14 protein-coding genes are annotated in these 16,012 nt (G+C 49.2%); 6 read left to right on the top strand and 8 right to left on the bottom strand.

What is annotated here, in order from left to right:
• The first annotated feature begins 92 nt into the window (after window positions 1-92).
• From pntA to DXZ20_RS03175, 4 genes are all read left to right on the top strand, one after another.
• A complete protein-coding gene (gene pntA / locus DXZ20_RS03190) occupies window positions 93-1,712 on the top strand; it encodes a Re/Si-specific NAD(P)(+) transhydrogenase subunit alpha (RefSeq protein WP_163665731.1) in 1,620 nt (539 codons plus the stop codon).
• An 83-nt stretch (window positions 1,713-1,795) separates the two neighbouring features.
• Window positions 1,796-3,220, top strand: coding sequence for a Re/Si-specific NAD(P)(+) transhydrogenase subunit beta (gene pntB, locus DXZ20_RS03185; RefSeq protein WP_163665734.1), 1,425 nt, complete (start codon window positions 1,796-1,798; stop codon window positions 3,218-3,220).
• Window positions 3,221-3,476: 256 nt separating this feature from the next.
• On the top strand, window positions 3,477-3,824 hold the full coding sequence (locus DXZ20_RS03180; RefSeq protein WP_163665736.1) for a hypothetical protein: 348 nt from the start codon (window positions 3,477-3,479) through the stop codon (window positions 3,822-3,824).
• Between the two features lie 398 nt (window positions 3,825-4,222).
• Entirely contained in the window at window positions 4,223-4,915 is a 693-nt protein-coding gene (locus DXZ20_RS03175) for a Uma2 family endonuclease (RefSeq protein WP_163665738.1), read from the top strand.
• 71 nt (window positions 4,916-4,986) lie between these two features.
• Here the strand turns inward: DXZ20_RS03175 and DXZ20_RS03170 are convergent, their stop codons facing one another.
• From DXZ20_RS03170 to DXZ20_RS03150, 5 genes are all read right to left on the bottom strand, one after another.
• Window positions 4,987-5,751 (bottom strand): YdcF family protein, encoded by a 765-nt coding sequence (locus tag DXZ20_RS03170; RefSeq protein WP_163696373.1) that lies wholly within the window; start codon window positions 5,749-5,751, stop codon window positions 4,987-4,989.
• Window positions 5,752-5,884: 133 nt separating this feature from the next.
• Complete coding sequence (locus DXZ20_RS03165; RefSeq protein ID WP_163696371.1) at window positions 5,885-6,757, bottom strand: vitamin K epoxide reductase family protein; 873 nt, start codon at window positions 6,755-6,757, stop codon at window positions 5,885-5,887.
• A 95-nt stretch (window positions 6,758-6,852) separates the two neighbouring features.
• Entirely contained in the window at window positions 6,853-7,722 is an 870-nt protein-coding gene (locus DXZ20_RS03160; protein ID WP_163696368.1) for a hypothetical protein, read from the bottom strand.
• Window positions 7,722-8,324 carry a sigma-70 family RNA polymerase sigma factor gene (locus DXZ20_RS03155; protein ID WP_163665746.1) on the bottom strand — a complete coding sequence of 201 codons (603 nt, stop codon included), beginning with the start codon at window positions 8,322-8,324 and terminating at the stop codon, window positions 7,722-7,724. The genes DXZ20_RS03160 and DXZ20_RS03155 overlap by 1 nt, the downstream gene beginning before the upstream one ends.
• A gap of 252 nt (window positions 8,325-8,576) precedes the next feature.
• Window positions 8,577-9,443, bottom strand: a complete 867-nt coding sequence (locus DXZ20_RS03150; RefSeq protein WP_163696367.1) for a spondin domain-containing protein — start codon at window positions 9,441-9,443, stop codon at window positions 8,577-8,579.
• Between the two features lie 367 nt (window positions 9,444-9,810).
• On the opposite strand from DXZ20_RS03150, the gene fghA reads away from it, so the two are divergent.
• Window positions 9,811-10,671, top strand: coding sequence for an S-formylglutathione hydrolase (fghA, locus tag DXZ20_RS03145; protein WP_163696365.1), 861 nt, complete (start codon window positions 9,811-9,813; stop codon window positions 10,669-10,671).
• Here the strand turns inward: fghA and DXZ20_RS03140 are convergent, their stop codons facing one another.
• Entirely contained in the window at window positions 10,672-12,165 is a 1,494-nt protein-coding gene (locus DXZ20_RS03140) for a CPBP family intramembrane glutamic endopeptidase (protein ID WP_163696363.1), read from the bottom strand.
• Window positions 12,166-12,360: 195 nt separating this feature from the next.
• Between DXZ20_RS03140 and DXZ20_RS03135 the strand changes: the two genes are divergently transcribed.
• Window positions 12,361-13,470 (top strand): TRAP transporter substrate-binding protein, encoded by a 1,110-nt coding sequence (locus tag DXZ20_RS03135; RefSeq protein ID WP_163696360.1) that lies wholly within the window; start codon window positions 12,361-12,363, stop codon window positions 13,468-13,470.
• A 26-nt stretch (window positions 13,471-13,496) separates the two neighbouring features.
• Here the strand turns inward: DXZ20_RS03135 and DXZ20_RS03130 are convergent, their stop codons facing one another.
• Complete coding sequence (locus DXZ20_RS03130; RefSeq protein WP_163665756.1) at window positions 13,497-14,663, bottom strand: MFS transporter; 1,167 nt, start codon at window positions 14,661-14,663, stop codon at window positions 13,497-13,499.
• 142 nt (window positions 14,664-14,805) lie between these two features.
• Window positions 14,806-16,012 (bottom strand): TRAP transporter large permease (locus DXZ20_RS03125; protein WP_163696596.1); only part of this gene is annotated, 1,207 nt, incomplete at its 5' end.

Here is a 16,012-nt window from a genome sequence, read left to right as displayed (position 1 = left end):
TATTCCTGTTGGATTGAAATTAAATGCGATCCCAATTCCATAGTGTTTTTACAACAGTCGTTAGCCCAGCTAGTTAATCAATAAGGATCACTATGACCATCGCACTCGATCAAGGTGCTGTTGACCAACAGGCATCCCATCTCGAACGCCCAAAGCGCGTTGGCATCCCCAAAGAAGTTACCCCAGGAGAGTGCCGCATTGCAGCCACTCCTAAAACTGTCAAAAAACTCCAGTCCCTTGGATTCGACGTATTGATAGAGCAGGGTGCTGGTGAACGAGCCGAGTTTTCTGACCATGCCTATCGCGAGGCAGGATGCGAGGTTATTGCCAACGCCATTGAGCTCTGGCAACAGGCTGATATTGTTCTCAAAGTGCAGCCTCCTAGTCATAACCACGAACTAAACTGTCACGAAACTGAACTCGCCCATGATGGTCAAACCCTGATTAGTTTTCTATGGCCTGCTCAGAATGCTGATTTAATCAATCAACTAGCAGCCAAGCAAGTAACGGCCCTAGCGATGGATTCAGTACCCCGCATTAGCCGAGCTCAGAAAATGGATGCCCTGAGCTCCATGGCAAATGTGGCTGGATACCGTGCCGTGATTGAAGCGGCCAATAATTTTGGTCGCTTTTTTACAGGTCAGATTACGGCGGCGGGGAAAGTGCCCCCTGCCAAAGTGTTAGTCATTGGCGCAGGTGTCGCAGGCCTTGCCGCCATTGGTGCAGCAAAAAGTCTGGGGGCTATTGTTCGTGCCTTTGACACCCGTCCCGTAGTCAAAGAGCAAGTGGAAAGTATGGGTGCCGAGTTCTTAGAACTGAACTTTGCAGAAGATGGTACTGGCACTGGCGGCTATGCCAAGGTGATGAGTAAAGAGTTCATCGAAGCAGAGATGGCCCTGTTTGCCGAGCAAGCAAAAGAAGTAGACATTATTATTACCACAGCCTTAATTCCTGGCAAAAAAGCACCGTTATTGGTGACTAAAGACACCGTAGAACTGATGAAGCCTGGCTCGGTCATCGTAGATATGGCTGCTGAACAAGGAGGCAACTGCGAAGTCAGCCGTGCTGGCGAAGTTTATCGTCACCAGGGTGTGACAATCGTTGGTTTGACTGATTTAGCTAGCCGTATGGCCGGACAGTCCAGCCAGCTGTATGGCATGAATCTGTACCACCTGCTCAACGACATGGGTGGTTCTGACGGCTACACCGTTAACGTTGACGATGAGGTAGTTCGAGGTGCCTTGGTTAGCCATGAAGGTCAGGTTACTTGGCCTGCGCCTAAACCTGAGAAACCAGCTCCTCCAAAGGTTGAGGCAAAAGGGGAAGAATCGACGGAAGTAGAGGAAGTAGCCGCTGCACCCAAGTTTTCTCTGCCTTGGCAATGGATTGGGGTTGCCTTTGCAGCCCTCGCCCTTATCGGTATTGGTATTGGCGCGCCTTCTTCATTCCTTTCCCACTTCACCGTATTTATCCTGGCCTGTTTTGTTGGCTGGCAGGTGATTTGGAATGTCTCCCCATCGCTGCATACCCCCTTGATGAGTGTGACCAATGCCATCAGCGGCATCATCATCATTGGTGGCATGTTGCAGATTTCGGGTAAGCCAATGTCACCCACAGTGATTTTGGGTGCCATTGCTATCTTTATCGGCACGATCAACATTGCGGGTGGGTTCTTAGTGACTCAGCGGATGTTGAAAATGTTTCGGAAGTAAGAGCCCTCTCCCTACATCTCTCTCGCCGGGGAGAGAGACTTGAAGTCTTTGCCCTTTAGACATTTCTCTACAACTTCTCTGCCATGTCTAACAATCTTGTTGCGGTGGCCTATTTGGTCGCTATTGTTCTTTTCATTTTGAGCTTGGGTGGTCTCTCTAATCAAGAGTCCGCAAAGCGTGGTAACGTCTATGGCATCATCGGCATGGTGATTGCGCTGGTAGCCACTGCCCTGAGTTCACAACTGACAGCTTACGGTCTTTTAGTGGCAGCGATTTTGCCCGCTGTTGCCATTGGTGGCTTAGTGGCTTCCCGTGTGGAAATGACTGAAATGCCGGAGCTGGTTGCCATTCTCCATAGCTTTGTGGGTTTAGCTGCTGTGCTGGTTGGTTTAGCCAGTTATTTGGGACCAGATCCCACATTGGTGGGGGCGGAGGAAACTATCCACAAACTGGAAATCTACATCGGTATCTTTATTGGGGCGCTGACCTTTACGGGTTCTGTGGTCGCCTTTGGCAAGCTACGGACCATTATTAGCAGCAAGCCATTGATGTTGCCCGCTCGACATTTGCTGAATGTTGCCATGCTGGTGGGCACTGTTATCCTCGGCGTTGGCTTTATGGCTGCCGAGGGGACTGATGGGTTTAACTATGTGTTGGGCATGGTGGCGATTGCCTCCCTGCTAGGCATCCATTTAGTGGCTGCCATCGGTGGTGCCGACATGCCTGTGGTGATCTCCATGCTCAACAGCTACTCTGGCTGGGCAGCAGCGGCAGCGGGCTTTATGCTTTCCAATGATTTGTTGATTGTGACGGGTGCATTGGTGGGTAGTAGTGGTGCCATCCTGAGCTACATCATGTGTGAGGCGATGAACCGCTCTTTCTTTAGTGTGATCTTGGGTGGTTTTGGCCAAGGATCTGGCAAAGGCAGCAGTAAAGCCGTTGAGGGTACAGTCACTGAGACTGATGTGAATGAAACCATTGACCTGCTAGCGGATGCACAGAGTGTAATTATCACGCCTGGTTATGGTATGGCAGTGGCTCAGGCTCAGCACGCGGTGTCTGATATTACTCGGCTTTTGACTCAGCGGGGTGTGAATGTGCGTTTTGGTATTCACCCTGTAGCGGGTCGTTTGCCAGGCCATATGAATGTGTTATTGGCAGAAGCCAATGTGCCCTACGACATTGTGTTGGAAATGGATGAAATCAACGAAGATTTCTCTGAAACTGATGTGGTGTTGGTTATTGGTGCCAACGATACGGTCAATCCTAGCGCCATGGAGGATCCTGAGAGTCCAATTGCTGGGATGCCAGTGTTGGAAGTATGGAAAGCACGCAATGTTGTTGTCATGAAGCGGGGCATGTCGGCTGGCTATGCTGGTGTGGCAAATCCGCTGTTCTTTAAGGAGAATACCCAAATGTTGTTTGGTGATGCGAAAGCAAATACCAATGCGATTTTGGGTCGCTTGCAGGAGTCTGCAACAGAACAACCTAAGTTGGTGACTGCTTAAGGTCAAATAAATTGACTGTACGATTTCAATAACCAAAGTTTTGGCCCTATGCTGGGAAACCTGGCATAGGGTTTTATATGACATCTTGACTGATAGCATTCGATACCGCAGGGCACTCACACGGGGATACCCCTACAGAATTGTCTCTAGTGACAGAACATCTATCTTTTGTCAGAGAGTAGACAATGAGATTCCACGATTTCTAAAGGTTCAAGGTTCGCGTCTGGTATTTAAGGTGTAATTGATATGTTGAGATATGTTGAGTCTCATTAACGCACTCGGTAAAGCTACAGAAGGTTTTGTAGATGTGACAGCCTATGAAACCACTTCAACATATAGCTCTTCAACTGTGGAAGTAGCAATTGCCATATTGGACGATGTCCCAGGAATGACGCCTTGCAGAACAAGCCTCTTCAAACACTCCTCCTTAAGGTTTTTGTTACAAGATGGAAGTCCACTTAGAACTTGGACTAATCGGGCAGTTGGTGGAGATCATGTCTTTTTGGCAGATCCTAATGGAGGAATGCTCTATGGTGGTTTTGTTTGGGCTCATGCTCAGGAACTTCGTAATGCTATCGACCAGATCAAGACAGAACTTACATAAGCGAACATAGAGATACCCCCAAATCATTGATAGGGCAAATGTTTAATCAGAGTTTTCATTGATTGACCAAGCTGAATCTGCATAGGTTACTCAACCAAGAGAAGTTTTGTCCACTCAATCGGTTCAGCAAATCGGTGACAATAAAGCTGATGGATGACGGTATTTACAGGAGATTGAGAACCATGGATCACAGACCCTAGAGCTAAAACCGTAACTCTATTTCACCCCCAGGCAGTGCCCATCACCTATCGTGGCAACACAGTGATTAATGAACCACAGTTGCCTGCTTTCAAGATTTCTGCCCAAAGCATTTTTGACCGAGCTGGGTTACTGGCTTAAGTTTGCCCCATTTGCGAACATGCTAGGCTAAGGGATAAAGCCCTAATTCCATAATGGCCATGGTTCAACTTCAGCCATCATCTAGACCAGAGGTTCTCTACCCCGATAGTGACGGTCAACCAATGGCGGATAATACTAAGCAATTTCGATGGATTGTCATCATTCAACAGAATTTGGATTGGCTCTTTGCCAATGATCCGCAAGTTTTTGTTGCAGGAGACCTGCTGTGGTACGCGGTGGAAGGCGATAATAAAAAACGGGTGGCACCTGATGTGATGGTGGTCTTTGGGCGTCCAAAAGGAGACCGCGGTTCATATAAACAATGGGAAGAAGATAATGTGCCGCCCCATGTAGTGTTTGAAATTCTCTCCCCTGGCAATACAACCGCTGAGATGAACCGCAAATTGTTGTTTTACCATCAGTTTGGGGTGGATGAATATTATCTCTATGATCCAGACAAAGATGATTTCAAGGGCTGGGTACGGCTAGAGGGCTTTTTGGATGTAATTGAGCCTATTGAGAATTGGGTGAGTCCCCGGTTAAATATTCGATTTGATACCTCGGGTGAAGAACTTCAGATTTTGCGTCCAGATGGACAACGATTTTTGAGTTATGCGGAAATTGCTCAGCGGGCAGAAACTGAAAGCCAACGGGCTGAGGCAGAAAGCCAACGGGCTGAGGTCGCAGAGGCAAAGGCTAAACGATTGGCGGAGCGGTTACGGGAAATGGGCGTTGATCCAGATGAGATTTAAGAGTCAACCATTAGCTTCCCCTACCCTCTAAACCTTGCCCGTCTGGTGACTAGCATCAACAGCAGCCAAAGCTACCATCTGTTTTTAGGTATAAATGCTTTCTCCATATCAAGACATTGCCAATCTACAGTTCTCTTCTCAGCGACAGACTCAGCTCGTTGATAATCAGCTGGTTTAGGAGGCAACAGTTTTTTGGTTTTCACGTAGTATATGATTGCCAAAAACTCACGGATGATATGCTTTCGCCATTTTGGAAAATCTAGACTGACAGGATGGGAAACAACCTCAAACCCAAAGTTGCGATAGAGCAATGTGGTGCGACCAATGTGCAAACCATCGGTGACCAACAAAATTTTAGGCTTAGACGCCCGATCAAAGGGCATATGTCGCTTGGTATAAAACGCATTTTCCCAAGTGGTAGCAGCACAGGCTTCACCGCTCACATTGGCATCCGGTACACCCATTTCCTTAGCAAGGTTAACCAGAATAGGGGCATCATTGGCACCGCTCATAAATATATGGGGAGCTCGGCCTTCCTTCCACAGTGCTACAGCGGCCTCTGCACGACGATCGTTATAATCGGTTCCGCGTCCAACAACAACAATAGCATCTACGGGTTCACCAGTATCTGGCTGAGCCACAAGCAGGCGCAATCCCCTATTAATCCACCAGGGTGATAGCCCTGTAATCAGCAAAATGCCAATGAGCCATCTAATCGCGTGACGCACCGATGGATAAAAAATATGCTGGCAGTCTTTGCATTGATAGCTTTGGACAAATTTAAACTGTGCTCCATGCTTTTGCACTGAGCGATGTTTGCACTTAGGGCAACGCATAGATGTGACAAAGGAATTTGTGAACAAAGGTGCCCACCCCAAGGGAATGAGCACCTTTGAATAAATACATATTAGACCTGAGAAAGTCAGGGTAGTTGCAGCTTAGATCACGGCTACTGGTGATATCCGTTTATCAATGCTGAGCATTCTGATTAATAAACTCTTGCGGCCCAGTGTAGCCAGAAACTGATGCTAAAGATTGCAGTGACTGAACACCCGCATAGGTTTGGCCATTGATTTCCCATGTGGGATAGCTCTGCACGCCAGCAGCTCGACATGCATTGGGCTGAGGATCTATGCCTTCTTCATCGCACTCGACATAGGTCACATACTTAAAGGCATCCTTACCAAAAAGTGTTTGTTGAGCATGACAGTGGGGACACCACCAAGCACCATATTTTGTAGCACCAATCGCGGTCAAATGCTTGGCTAACTCAATTTCTGATGTGCCGGAATTGGTTTCGACTGCTGGGGGGGGATTGCCGGCAATAAAACTGTCAGGATTTTGGGCATAGGCATACAGACCTGTGGTTGCGATCGAAGCCACCAAAGCCACTGAGATCCCTGGTAACAACAGCTGTCCCAAACTCTCCCAACGATTACCAATGAGAGTGAGCACCCACAAACCCACTGAGAGAAACGCCGACAACATACAAGGAACACAGGGCTCTTGCAATACAGCAAACATGACGTACAGCAGATAGCCACTGAAAATAGTCATGGCAGTGCTACCAATAAATAACCCCAACCAGGTGGGGTTTTCTAACGATTTGTTTTTGGTAGCTACAGGGCCAATGGCCAATGCGCCCATTAAGAAGTATGCGATCGCACCCAGCAATGGCAGCGACAGCCCCCCCAGTTGCACATAGGCACTACCCGCCAGCAAGCTACTGCCCTTTGCCATACAGCCAATAGCCAATAGCAGTCCAGCAGCAGATGCACCAGCCATCAAATAGCGAGAATTACGATGAATCCAGGTAGTTGGTTGTTTACGTTTACGTGGCATGTTTCTAACTCTATAGATCTAAACTGTGTGCTATGGGCCGATTGACCGTTGTAGAGGCGTTCCATGGAATGCCTCTATAACCATCCCTGCAAATGTCAGGTACCCTCAATCGCATAGGCCAAACTCTGCAACTCCGTTGTTGGTAACTCTGCCACAAGGGCATAGAGATAATCGTCATCGCGCCAAAGCACAATGCCGGTACCATCAGGTTGTTGCAACGTTAGGTGGGCTGACTGAAATTCAGGAAATTCTTCCTCCTCAGTCACAGCCAACTGGTAGGCAGAGACCGTTTGCTCTGTCTCTAGCTGATAGGTGAGACGAACCCCCTGGGTTTCGCCTAGTTGACAGCTACTGCCCCCCAGTAACATTCCCTGTTTGGCAGGCAATAGGGGTAAGGCCGCCACCGTGGTTGGAAACTCTTTCAACAAAGCCGGAATCTCGTTCGGTTGATGCACCACAAAATCCACTGGGCCATTGGGGTTTGCCAAAGACTTTTGATGGTCTTGCAGGAGTTTACTCAATCCTGACCAAGTTTGGTACATACCAGCTTGATCAGTCGTCACCACATCAGGTTGAGGATATTGAGCCTGTAGTAGACGAACCTGACCGCTGAGACGCAGCGTGGCCAGACCACACACAATGGCCAGACCAGCCGCTACGGTACTCATGGCCCAGGGTAATCGTGATGGAAATCGTCTTACTTTTTGAGGAACAGGTAGCGGCTGAGAGAGTTCACTTTGGGCAGCAGTGAGAATTTGCGATCGCAATCCCCCCTCTGGCTCCACCTCATCCAAGCCATAGGGCATCATCGCTAACGCCTCTTGCAAAGCCCTCACTTCGGCCTGCAATTCTGGAACTTCAGCTAACAAAGCCTGAAAGTATTCAGCCTCTGACGAACTCAAATCTCCCAGTACATACCCAGCAGCCAGTTCTTGAATTTCCTGGGGTGAAAGGGGTGTAGCCATTACAGATCCTCCCTTAACACATCTAGTTGTTTACGTAGCTGCAACAACCCTCGTCGGGCCCAGCTTTTGACCGTACCAAGAGGCACCCCCAACCGTTCAGCAATATCCCGTTGGGACTGCCCCTCGTAGTAACTCAGTTCCAATACTTCCCGTTGCTGGGCCTTTAATGTTGTCAACGCCTCTCGCACTAGGGCACGCCGTTCCTGCTGAGTAATGTGCTTCATGGGTGTAGCCGAATCAACACTGAACTGATTTTGATGCCATTGGCTTAAATATTTTTGCTGAGTTGATTGAGCCCTCAGCCGATCAATCACTCGTGAGCGGGTCAATGTGGTCAAATAGCTAGCCAGGGAACCACGACGGGGGTTATAAGACCGAGTACGCATCAGCTTTAGAAAGACTTCTTGGGTCAAATCTTCTGCTTCTGAAACTCGACGTAATCCCTTTAGCGCAATGCTGTACACCAAACTGCCATAGCGATCATAAAGACTGCCCAAAGCAGACACATCTCCTTCCCACATGCGGACGACTAGAGCGCCGTCAGTTTCATGCTCCATCACAGATTGCACAACTTGATTTATCTCATCTACCGCCTGAGTCACCGTCTTACTAGCCAGGTTCCAAAAGATATACGGCCACCAAATCTGATTGGATGCAAATTTAGAAAAGATAAGGGAGACGACATGTTCTCCCCTACCTGCATCACAGCCCTGAAGATAGGGAGTCCGTAAGGTATACGGCTACCAAATCTCATCGGATGCATTATCAGTAAAAGAAAGGGAGAGCATCCGCCCTCCCCAGTTGGCTCAATATCTGTCGTAGGTATTGTGTGCGAGGTATTGTATAGCCTTGTTTTAGGCCGTCTGTTTACGCTTACGATTAGCGGCTACCAAGCCACCAGCAGCGACTAGACCCAAAATAATGCCAGGCTCAGGCACATCCTCCACCTGATTATCTACTAGTTCGACACGGAAACGAGCCACCTGATAACCAGGAGCTGTAAAATCAGCCCCCGTGAAATTCAGCGGTAGACCATTGAGGGCACTGGAGTCTGTTGTGCCAAGAATCGTGCCCACTGTCAGACCAGGGTGCTCAGTCACAACACCATTTTCATCAATACCTGTATCAGGTGCCTGTTGTCCTAAGAAAGCAGTACTGAATGGCAATTCATCATTCACCTCGGTGCCGCCATCCAACACCTCACTACCTAAGACAATAAAGTCAGCCCCTAGGAAGTTGCCAGCATCGTCAAAGATTTCATGGGCCAGAGGATTGCCATTAGCAATGAAAGCATCATTACTAGGAATCACCATGGATGCGTAGCTGAAATACTGATTGGTTGCTGGATCTACATCCAAGGTAAAACTGGTCAGCTCACCAGGCTCTAAAGGCGGTGGGCCATCGCTCAGCAACGTGGCTTGGACACCATCAGGATTATCAGCAGCAAAGGCATCCGTTAGCTGAGACGTATCACCGTCTTCCACTAAAGACTCCAATCCAGTGAAGTCATCCAGAGATTCACCACGGTCGTAAAGATCAAATGTACCATCGTGAAAACCAACCCAGGCCGGAGTCAAAAATCCACCGTTGATCGGAGCAAGATTCTCGATAGTTACTCGGAGCGTGGCGGCAGATGCGGCTGTCGCCATCGTTGTCACAGTTCCCAAAGCCATTGCCGCAGCTAATGCTACGCGGTGGGAACCCAGAGCAAACTTATTCATAACTAGAGTGATAAAACTTCAGTGGAAATACAATCACTTTCCGTACAGATGCTTTTTCCTGCACAACCAGAGACATCCGACACGGAGAAGTAATCCCCCTGACAAGAATTCTTGGTGTAGGGCATAATTTTCAGCTGAAGACGTTTTGAAAAACTACTGAGAAGTGTGTAACGAAAATAAGGAGTTCCTGAGAACCCCCTGAGCAATTAAACACATTACGCCACTCATATAGGGGCATTCCCTTTTGGATGCCTGCCCCTATCAAGGGGTTCTGTAGCACGCAGAATTTCGTAACCCAGGTTGAAAAGAAAATTCTGAATGCGATAGTAATACCAACAGCGATACCAAAAGCAACTGAGAATTTTTCATGGCAAACGAACAAACTGGAACCCTGACATTAATGAGTCAGCATGGTTGCTTTGGGGGCAACGTAAACATTTACAGCCACCCGTCTGAGCAATGTCAATGCACCATGACGTTTGCCGTTTACATCCCCCCTCAGGCAATCACCCAGACGGTGCCGGTGCTCTATTATTTGGCAGGGCTGACCTGCACTGAGCAAAACTTCATCACAAAAGCCGGAGCCCAGCGCTATGCCGCCCAACATGGCTTAATGCTGGTTGCACCAGACACAAGCCCCCGTGGCGACGATGTGCCCGATGAAGAGGGGTGGGATTTTGGCAGCGGTGCTGGCTTTTACGTAGATGCTACTGAAGCACCGTGGGCTAGCAACTATCGCATGTACAGCTACATCACAGAGGAGTTACCAGCCCTCATCCAAACTCACTTCTCAGTCAGTGATAAACAGGGCATATTCGGCCATTCCATGGGCGGACATGGGGCCTTGGTTTGCGGTCTGCGTAATCCAGCAAAGTACCAGTCAATCTCAGCATTGGCCCCGATTGCTAATCCTATGCAATGTGCTTGGGGGCAAAAGGCATTGGGCAAATATTTAGGCGCTGATCAAACTAGCTGGGCTGCCTACGATGCTAGTGAGTTGGTCAAACAACATGCTCAGTCAGACCGGCATATTCTCATTGACCAAGGCATAGCCGATCCATTTTTGGAACAGCAACAACTAAAACCTGAAGCATTTAAGGTTGCCTGTGAGGCTGTAGGACAACCATTGACCCTAAGAATGCAAACGGGTTACGACCACGGCTATTATTTTATTTCTACCTTTATGGAAGACCACATCAAACATCACGCTGAGGTGTTGTGCGGATAGTTATTGCCCCCCTAGCAAAAATAGCCCGATTAGAGTGGCACTATTCCAAAGACTGTGGATGAGCATCGGGGCGAGTAGGTTTCGCGATCGCGAATATACCCAAGCCAAAATGGTCCCCAACATTGTCAGGGGTAGCACCTCTGACAGACTCAGATGGGCCGAAGCAAAGATAAAACTACTTAGCAAAATTGCTCCCCAGACCGGCATATAGCGCGTCAGAGAAGGCAACAAAAACCCTCGAAAGAGCACCTCTTCAAATAGCGGAGCCGCGACAGCTGCCGTCAGGAAAAACAGCAGGAGCGCAATGCCATCACTTTCTTGCAATACCGTCTGCAGCAAAGGATTATTGCCCCCTTGCCCCCGCCAAATTTGCTGATTTAAGGCGGAGATTGCAATCATTAAGGGCAGTGCCACCACATAGCCCCCAACGCCCCACAGAGGCCAGCGACCCAATACCTTGATTTGAAACCAGCCCGTAGGTAACGGTCGATAGGTCCAAATGGAACCGGCTAACACGGCAATACCACTGGCAGACATCAGCAGATAAAAGATCATGGAATATAGGGCTCTGCCACGACTGCCCGCCGTTGCAAAACTCAGTCCTGACAACTGCAATAAAAATGGAATCAGCAACTGCCCAACAAAGAAAAAACCAACAATTAGCACCTGCCAAATAATTTCTCCATCCCAAGGCACATCCCAAGAAGAAAGGGGTTTAGCTAGCAGTGAATCACGGCGACGGATCCCCCACTGCACGGCCAAGAAAATGAGTAACCCTATGCCGACAATGCAGCCCAGGACAGGCATCGTGCCTACGGCAGCGAGCTTAACAAGCTTGGATTCAGCCGCTGTTTGTTCTTGCGATCGCAGTTGTGTCAGGTCTACAGACCGATCATCCAGGGTATAGAGCTGTTCCAGCACCCGATATTGAAACCAGCCGTTCAGCTGATTTGTAATGGTGGTTTCAGCCATTGGGGTAATGCTCGGTGGCGTCTGCCATAATCCCAACAAAACACTCGCCATATCTGCCACTGAGCTATCGCCCTCAGACAATGGTTGCCAACGCTGGCGAGCGGCGCTGATGTTTTGTTGCTGGGTAGCAATAATCCCAACCTTGAGGTCAATTTCATCAATAAGTTGTTGCTGCTGACGAATAGCCACCTCATACTTAGCGGGCTGAGGATCTAGAGTATTGTTTTGGGCAGCCAGCTGCTTTTGCGATCGCTCCACACCCGCCACGGCTTCCTTGCGCACCGACTGATATTGCTTGGTCACTGTCTCCAGCGGTTTAGCCCCCAGCAACGCATTACTCAGCTGCTTAAACTCAGCACTTTCCAACTCGTCCCACTCAGTTGCCTGCAAGAGTAAATCACTCTGATAAAGCTGTAGCTGCCCCGTTACCTGAGGCTGGGAAAAACTTTCATATAGGGACGAGACCACCACCAGCGCCACCAGCCCCGTCAGAATCGATAAAACAACCCGCTTTAGCGTCATTCGCAAAACCAAGACAGCTTAGGCATTATCGCATTTGGGGGTGGGCAAAGCCCACTCCCCATTCCCCATTCCCTTTATTACCAACTGTTGCCAATCCGCTTAATTCTTTGGACAGAGTGATTTAATGATTTCTGTGCTGCGTGTATCAGTCTATACCCGCTGGCTTGTATCACACTTGTAGGGCTTTACTTCGCTATGAAACGTAGACAGCTAATTGGTTATGGCTTGACTGGCGCGGCGAGCACTGCTGCATTAACCGCCTGCGCTCAATCCACCACGCCAACGACTGCGGGTGATGGGGAAGCCCTACCAACGGTGAGATGGAAAATGGCCACCAGCTGGCCAAAGTCGCTGGATACATTGTTTGGGGCTGCTGAGATTGTGTGCGATCGCATCGCTGCCATGACCGATGGTCGCTTCACCATCGAACCCTATGCAGGGGGCGAGATCGTTCCAGGATTGCAAGTCTTAGATGCTGTCCAGGATGGCACCGTGGAATGTGGCCACAGCGCCTCCTATTACTATGTGGGTAAAAGTCCAGCGCTAGCGTTTGGCACCACCGTTCCCTTTGGTCTTAATGCTCAGCAGCAAAATGCTTGGCTATACCACGGCGGTGGGTTAGAAGCCATGCAAAAACTCTACGCGAAATTTAATACCATCAACTTCCCCGCTGGGAATACCGGTGTTCAAATGGGGGGCTGGTTCAATAAAGAAATCAACACTGCCAATGATCTGAAGGGTCTGAAAATGCGGATTCCCGGTCTTGGTGGCAAGGTGATGGCCAAGCTGGGTGTTAATGTTCAGAACCTGCCTGGTAGCGAAATTTTCCTAGCCCTAGAACGGGGTGCCATTGACGCAGCCGAGTGGGTGGGTCCCTACGATGACGAAAAACTAGGGCTGCAAAAAGCAGCTCAGTTTTACTACTATCCCGGCTGGTGGGAACCCGGCCCGGCCTTTGACATGATGATCAATATGGAGGCATGGACATCTCTGCCACCGGTCTATCAAGAAGTGATCAAAACTGCCTGTGTCGAGTCCAACACCAGTACCCTAGCCAAGTATGACGCCGTCAATGGAGCGGCCCTTCAAAGTTTGCTGGGTGCAGATGTAGAACTGAAACCATTCAGCGATGAAATCCTAGCTGCTGCTGAACAAGCCGCCTTTGAAATCTACGAAGAGAGTGCTAGCGAGGATGCTGACTTCAAGGAAATCTACGATCAGTGGAAAGAATTCCGCGCATCAGTTTATGGTTGGAATCGCCTGAATGAACTAGGGTTTGCAGGATTTGCCAATAAAGACGCCTAAATAAGCCTGCATCCTTAACGGTAACGTTAGGGTTGCTTGGCTAAAACACAGCCTGCTGCTGCTGCAAAACTAATCGCTGCAACTATTAATGAGATCGTCAAATTCAAGGGACCTATGCTGAGCAATACACTGATGGCTAAAGCGCCGCCGCTGAAGTAAAGGCCTGTGCCAAGGCCTGCTTTGGTGGGTGGCACCATTGAGAGGGCATAGGGCAGGGTGCCATTGGCGACGAGACTGAAGAAAATACCGATCGCGATCGCAACTAAAACCGCCACACCTGCCGTGCCCATAATCGTCGCCACACCTGCCATCACAATCAGACCCCCCAAACCCGATATCATCGCCACACGATTACCCACCTTCGTCGCCAGTTGCCCACAGGGCAATGCGCTCAAGGCCACCGTGACAAATAATGCCACCATGATCAATTTTGGCTGACTAAAACCAGTTCTCGATACTGCCTGGGGAAAACTACCCAGTAAAAGCCTGAAGCCAAGAGCCACCGACGCCCCAGTCCCAAAGATCCAAGGTAAATTAGCCCATTGCATTTGGGCATTGGCCCCAGCAGATGATGGAGAGGTGGAAATCACTTGATTAGGGTCAACCTGCCGTAGCACTAACGCGGCTAAAAGCAAAACCGCCGTACCAATGGAAAATGCGACCAAAGGCCCTAGACCCAAAATAAAGTCACTGGCAACAGGAGCCATGGCTCCCGTGACACCACCCACCATGGTCAAGACACTAGCAGCCTGGGGTAAATCCACATCAAAGGCATAGCGTCCGAGAAGGGATAGCGCCGGACTCCGGAAAATCGTCATGGCTAACGCCCAAGCCACCAAAGCAATCGGCAACAGGGCCTTCAAGGATATACCACCGACCAATACCACTAACGGAATGCCTAGAAAGCAAAGGGCAGACACAATCATACCGAAAGCAATCTGAGGAAAACGACTCCCTACCCAGTGCTGTCGCTGATCTGAAAACGTTCCCATCAGCGGCTCCATCACCGCCCCCATGGCATTTTCAATCACCAGCAGCAGTGTGGCTAAACTGGCCGAAAATCCTAAAGTCAGCAACAAATCATCCAAATAGAGATTGTAAATAACCCAAGTCAGGGAAATCGCCCCCTGAACGGCTGCCAGCCCTAACACCTGTAGCCAAAGAACTCGCCGACCAACCACCGAATTACCCATGGGAACCCACTAAATCACAATACTGGCTATCTATTAGTCATACTGCGGGTGCAGTCACCAACACGCATAGTTTTAGATGTTCTCAACATTAACAACATTGACTATCATCAAGGCATTACATGTAACGCCCCGACAACAGGATCTAGCTACTAATCGACGGCAACCAGTTCACCAAACCTGGAAAGGCAATAATCGAGACCAGGACTAGTAATTGCAGCGCAATGAAAGGAATAACCCCTCGATAGAGATTACCTGTAGAAACATCTTTGGGAGCCACACCCCGTAAATAAAACAAGGCAAATCCAAACGGTGGTGTTAAAAAGGAGGTTTGCATATTGGCCCCAATGATGACGCCGTACCACACCAGATCCATCCCCAACTGCTGAGCCACTGGCGCAAATAGGGGAATCACAATAAAGGCAATTTCAAAGAAATCGATAAAGAATCCGAGGATAAAGACTGTCAGCATGCTGACAATCAAAAAGCCAACATCGCCCCCTGGCAAATTGGTCAGCACATCAAAAATAAAGCTATCCCCACGCAACCCGCGAAATACCAGACTAAATGCTGTGGAGCCTAGGAGAATAAAAATCACCATGGTGGTGGTTCGCAGGGTGCTGTCACACACTTCCTGCAAACTCCTAATGGTCAGCTGTCGGTTAAAGGCAGCTAATACCATCGCGCCTACAGCTCCCAGGGCACCCGCTTCTGTCGGTGTGGCAATGCCAAAGAAAATGCTGCCTAACACTAGCAAAATCAACACGAGTGGCGGCACCATCACCTTCAAGACTTTGAGGAACAAGGCCTGACCGCGAATCTTTAATAGCTCCGATGGCAGCGCCGGTAGCAAATCTGGTCGAACGAAGGCAATGATGACCACGTGTACTACAAAGACTCCAGCCATTAGCAAACCAGGAATAAATGACCCTAGAAATAGGTCACCCACGGATACGCCTAGCTGATCGGCCAATACCACCAGGACAATACTCGGTGGAATAATCTGGCCCAGAGTACCTGATGCAGCAATCACCCCAGTGGCAACATCTTTGTTGTAGCCATAGCGCAGCATTGTCGGCAGGGAAATCAGCCCCATGGTCACCACAGTTGCTGCCACTACCCCCGTCGTTGCCGCTAACAGTGCACCGACCACAACAACTGCGATCGCTAATCCACCCCGCAGTCGACCAAACAGGCTGCCCATGGTTTCCAACAGGTTTTCCGCAATGCCTGACTTTTCTAGCATTGCCCCCATAAAAATGAAATAGGGAATAGCCAACAAGGTGAAGTTATTCATGATGCCGAAGATTCGCTGCGGCATCGCCGTTAAAAAGATGGGATCAAATACACCA

It is taken from the genome of Adonisia turfae CCMR0081 (genome assembly GCF_011009555.1).
Classification (GTDB): domain Bacteria; phylum Cyanobacteriota; class Cyanobacteriia; order Phormidesmidales; family Phormidesmidaceae; genus Leptothoe; species Leptothoe turfae.
The sequence above is the reverse complement of the archived record's forward strand: the minus strand, read 5'-3'. Positions and strand labels throughout refer to the sequence as shown.

Excerpts from the sequence above, each read along its gene's own strand:
- pntB (WP_163665734.1), top strand. The coding sequence starts at position 1,796 with ATGTCTAACAATCTTGTTGCGGTGGCCTATTTGGTCGCTATTGTTCTT.
- DXZ20_RS03170 (WP_163696373.1), bottom strand. The coding sequence starts at position 5,751 with ATGCGTTGCCCTAAGTGCAAACATCGCTCAGTGCAAAAGCATGGAGCA.
- DXZ20_RS03130 (WP_163665756.1), bottom strand. The coding sequence starts at position 14,663 with ATGGGTAATTCGGTGGTTGGTCGGCGAGTTCTTTGGCTACAGGTGTTA.
- DXZ20_RS03175 (WP_163665738.1), top strand. The coding sequence starts at position 4,223 with ATGGTTCAACTTCAGCCATCATCTAGACCAGAGGTTCTCTACCCCGAT.
- DXZ20_RS03165 (WP_163696371.1), bottom strand. The coding sequence starts at position 6,757 with ATGCCACGTAAACGTAAACAACCAACTACCTGGATTCATCGTAATTCT.
- DXZ20_RS03180 (WP_163665736.1), top strand. The coding sequence starts at position 3,477 with ATGTTGAGTCTCATTAACGCACTCGGTAAAGCTACAGAAGGTTTTGTA.
- fghA (WP_163696365.1), top strand. The coding sequence starts at position 9,811 with ATGGCAAACGAACAAACTGGAACCCTGACATTAATGAGTCAGCATGGT.
- pntA (WP_163665731.1), top strand. The coding sequence starts at position 93 with ATGACCATCGCACTCGATCAAGGTGCTGTTGACCAACAGGCATCCCAT.
- DXZ20_RS03135 (WP_163696360.1), top strand. The coding sequence starts at position 12,361 with ATGAAACGTAGACAGCTAATTGGTTATGGCTTGACTGGCGCGGCGAGC.
- DXZ20_RS03160 (WP_163696368.1), bottom strand. The coding sequence starts at position 7,722 with ATGGCTACACCCCTTTCACCCCAGGAAATTCAAGAACTGGCTGCTGGG.
- DXZ20_RS03140 (WP_163696363.1), bottom strand. The coding sequence starts at position 12,165 with ATGACGCTAAAGCGGGTTGTTTTATCGATTCTGACGGGGCTGGTGGCG.
- DXZ20_RS03150 (WP_163696367.1), bottom strand. The coding sequence starts at position 9,443 with ATGAATAAGTTTGCTCTGGGTTCCCACCGCGTAGCATTAGCTGCGGCA.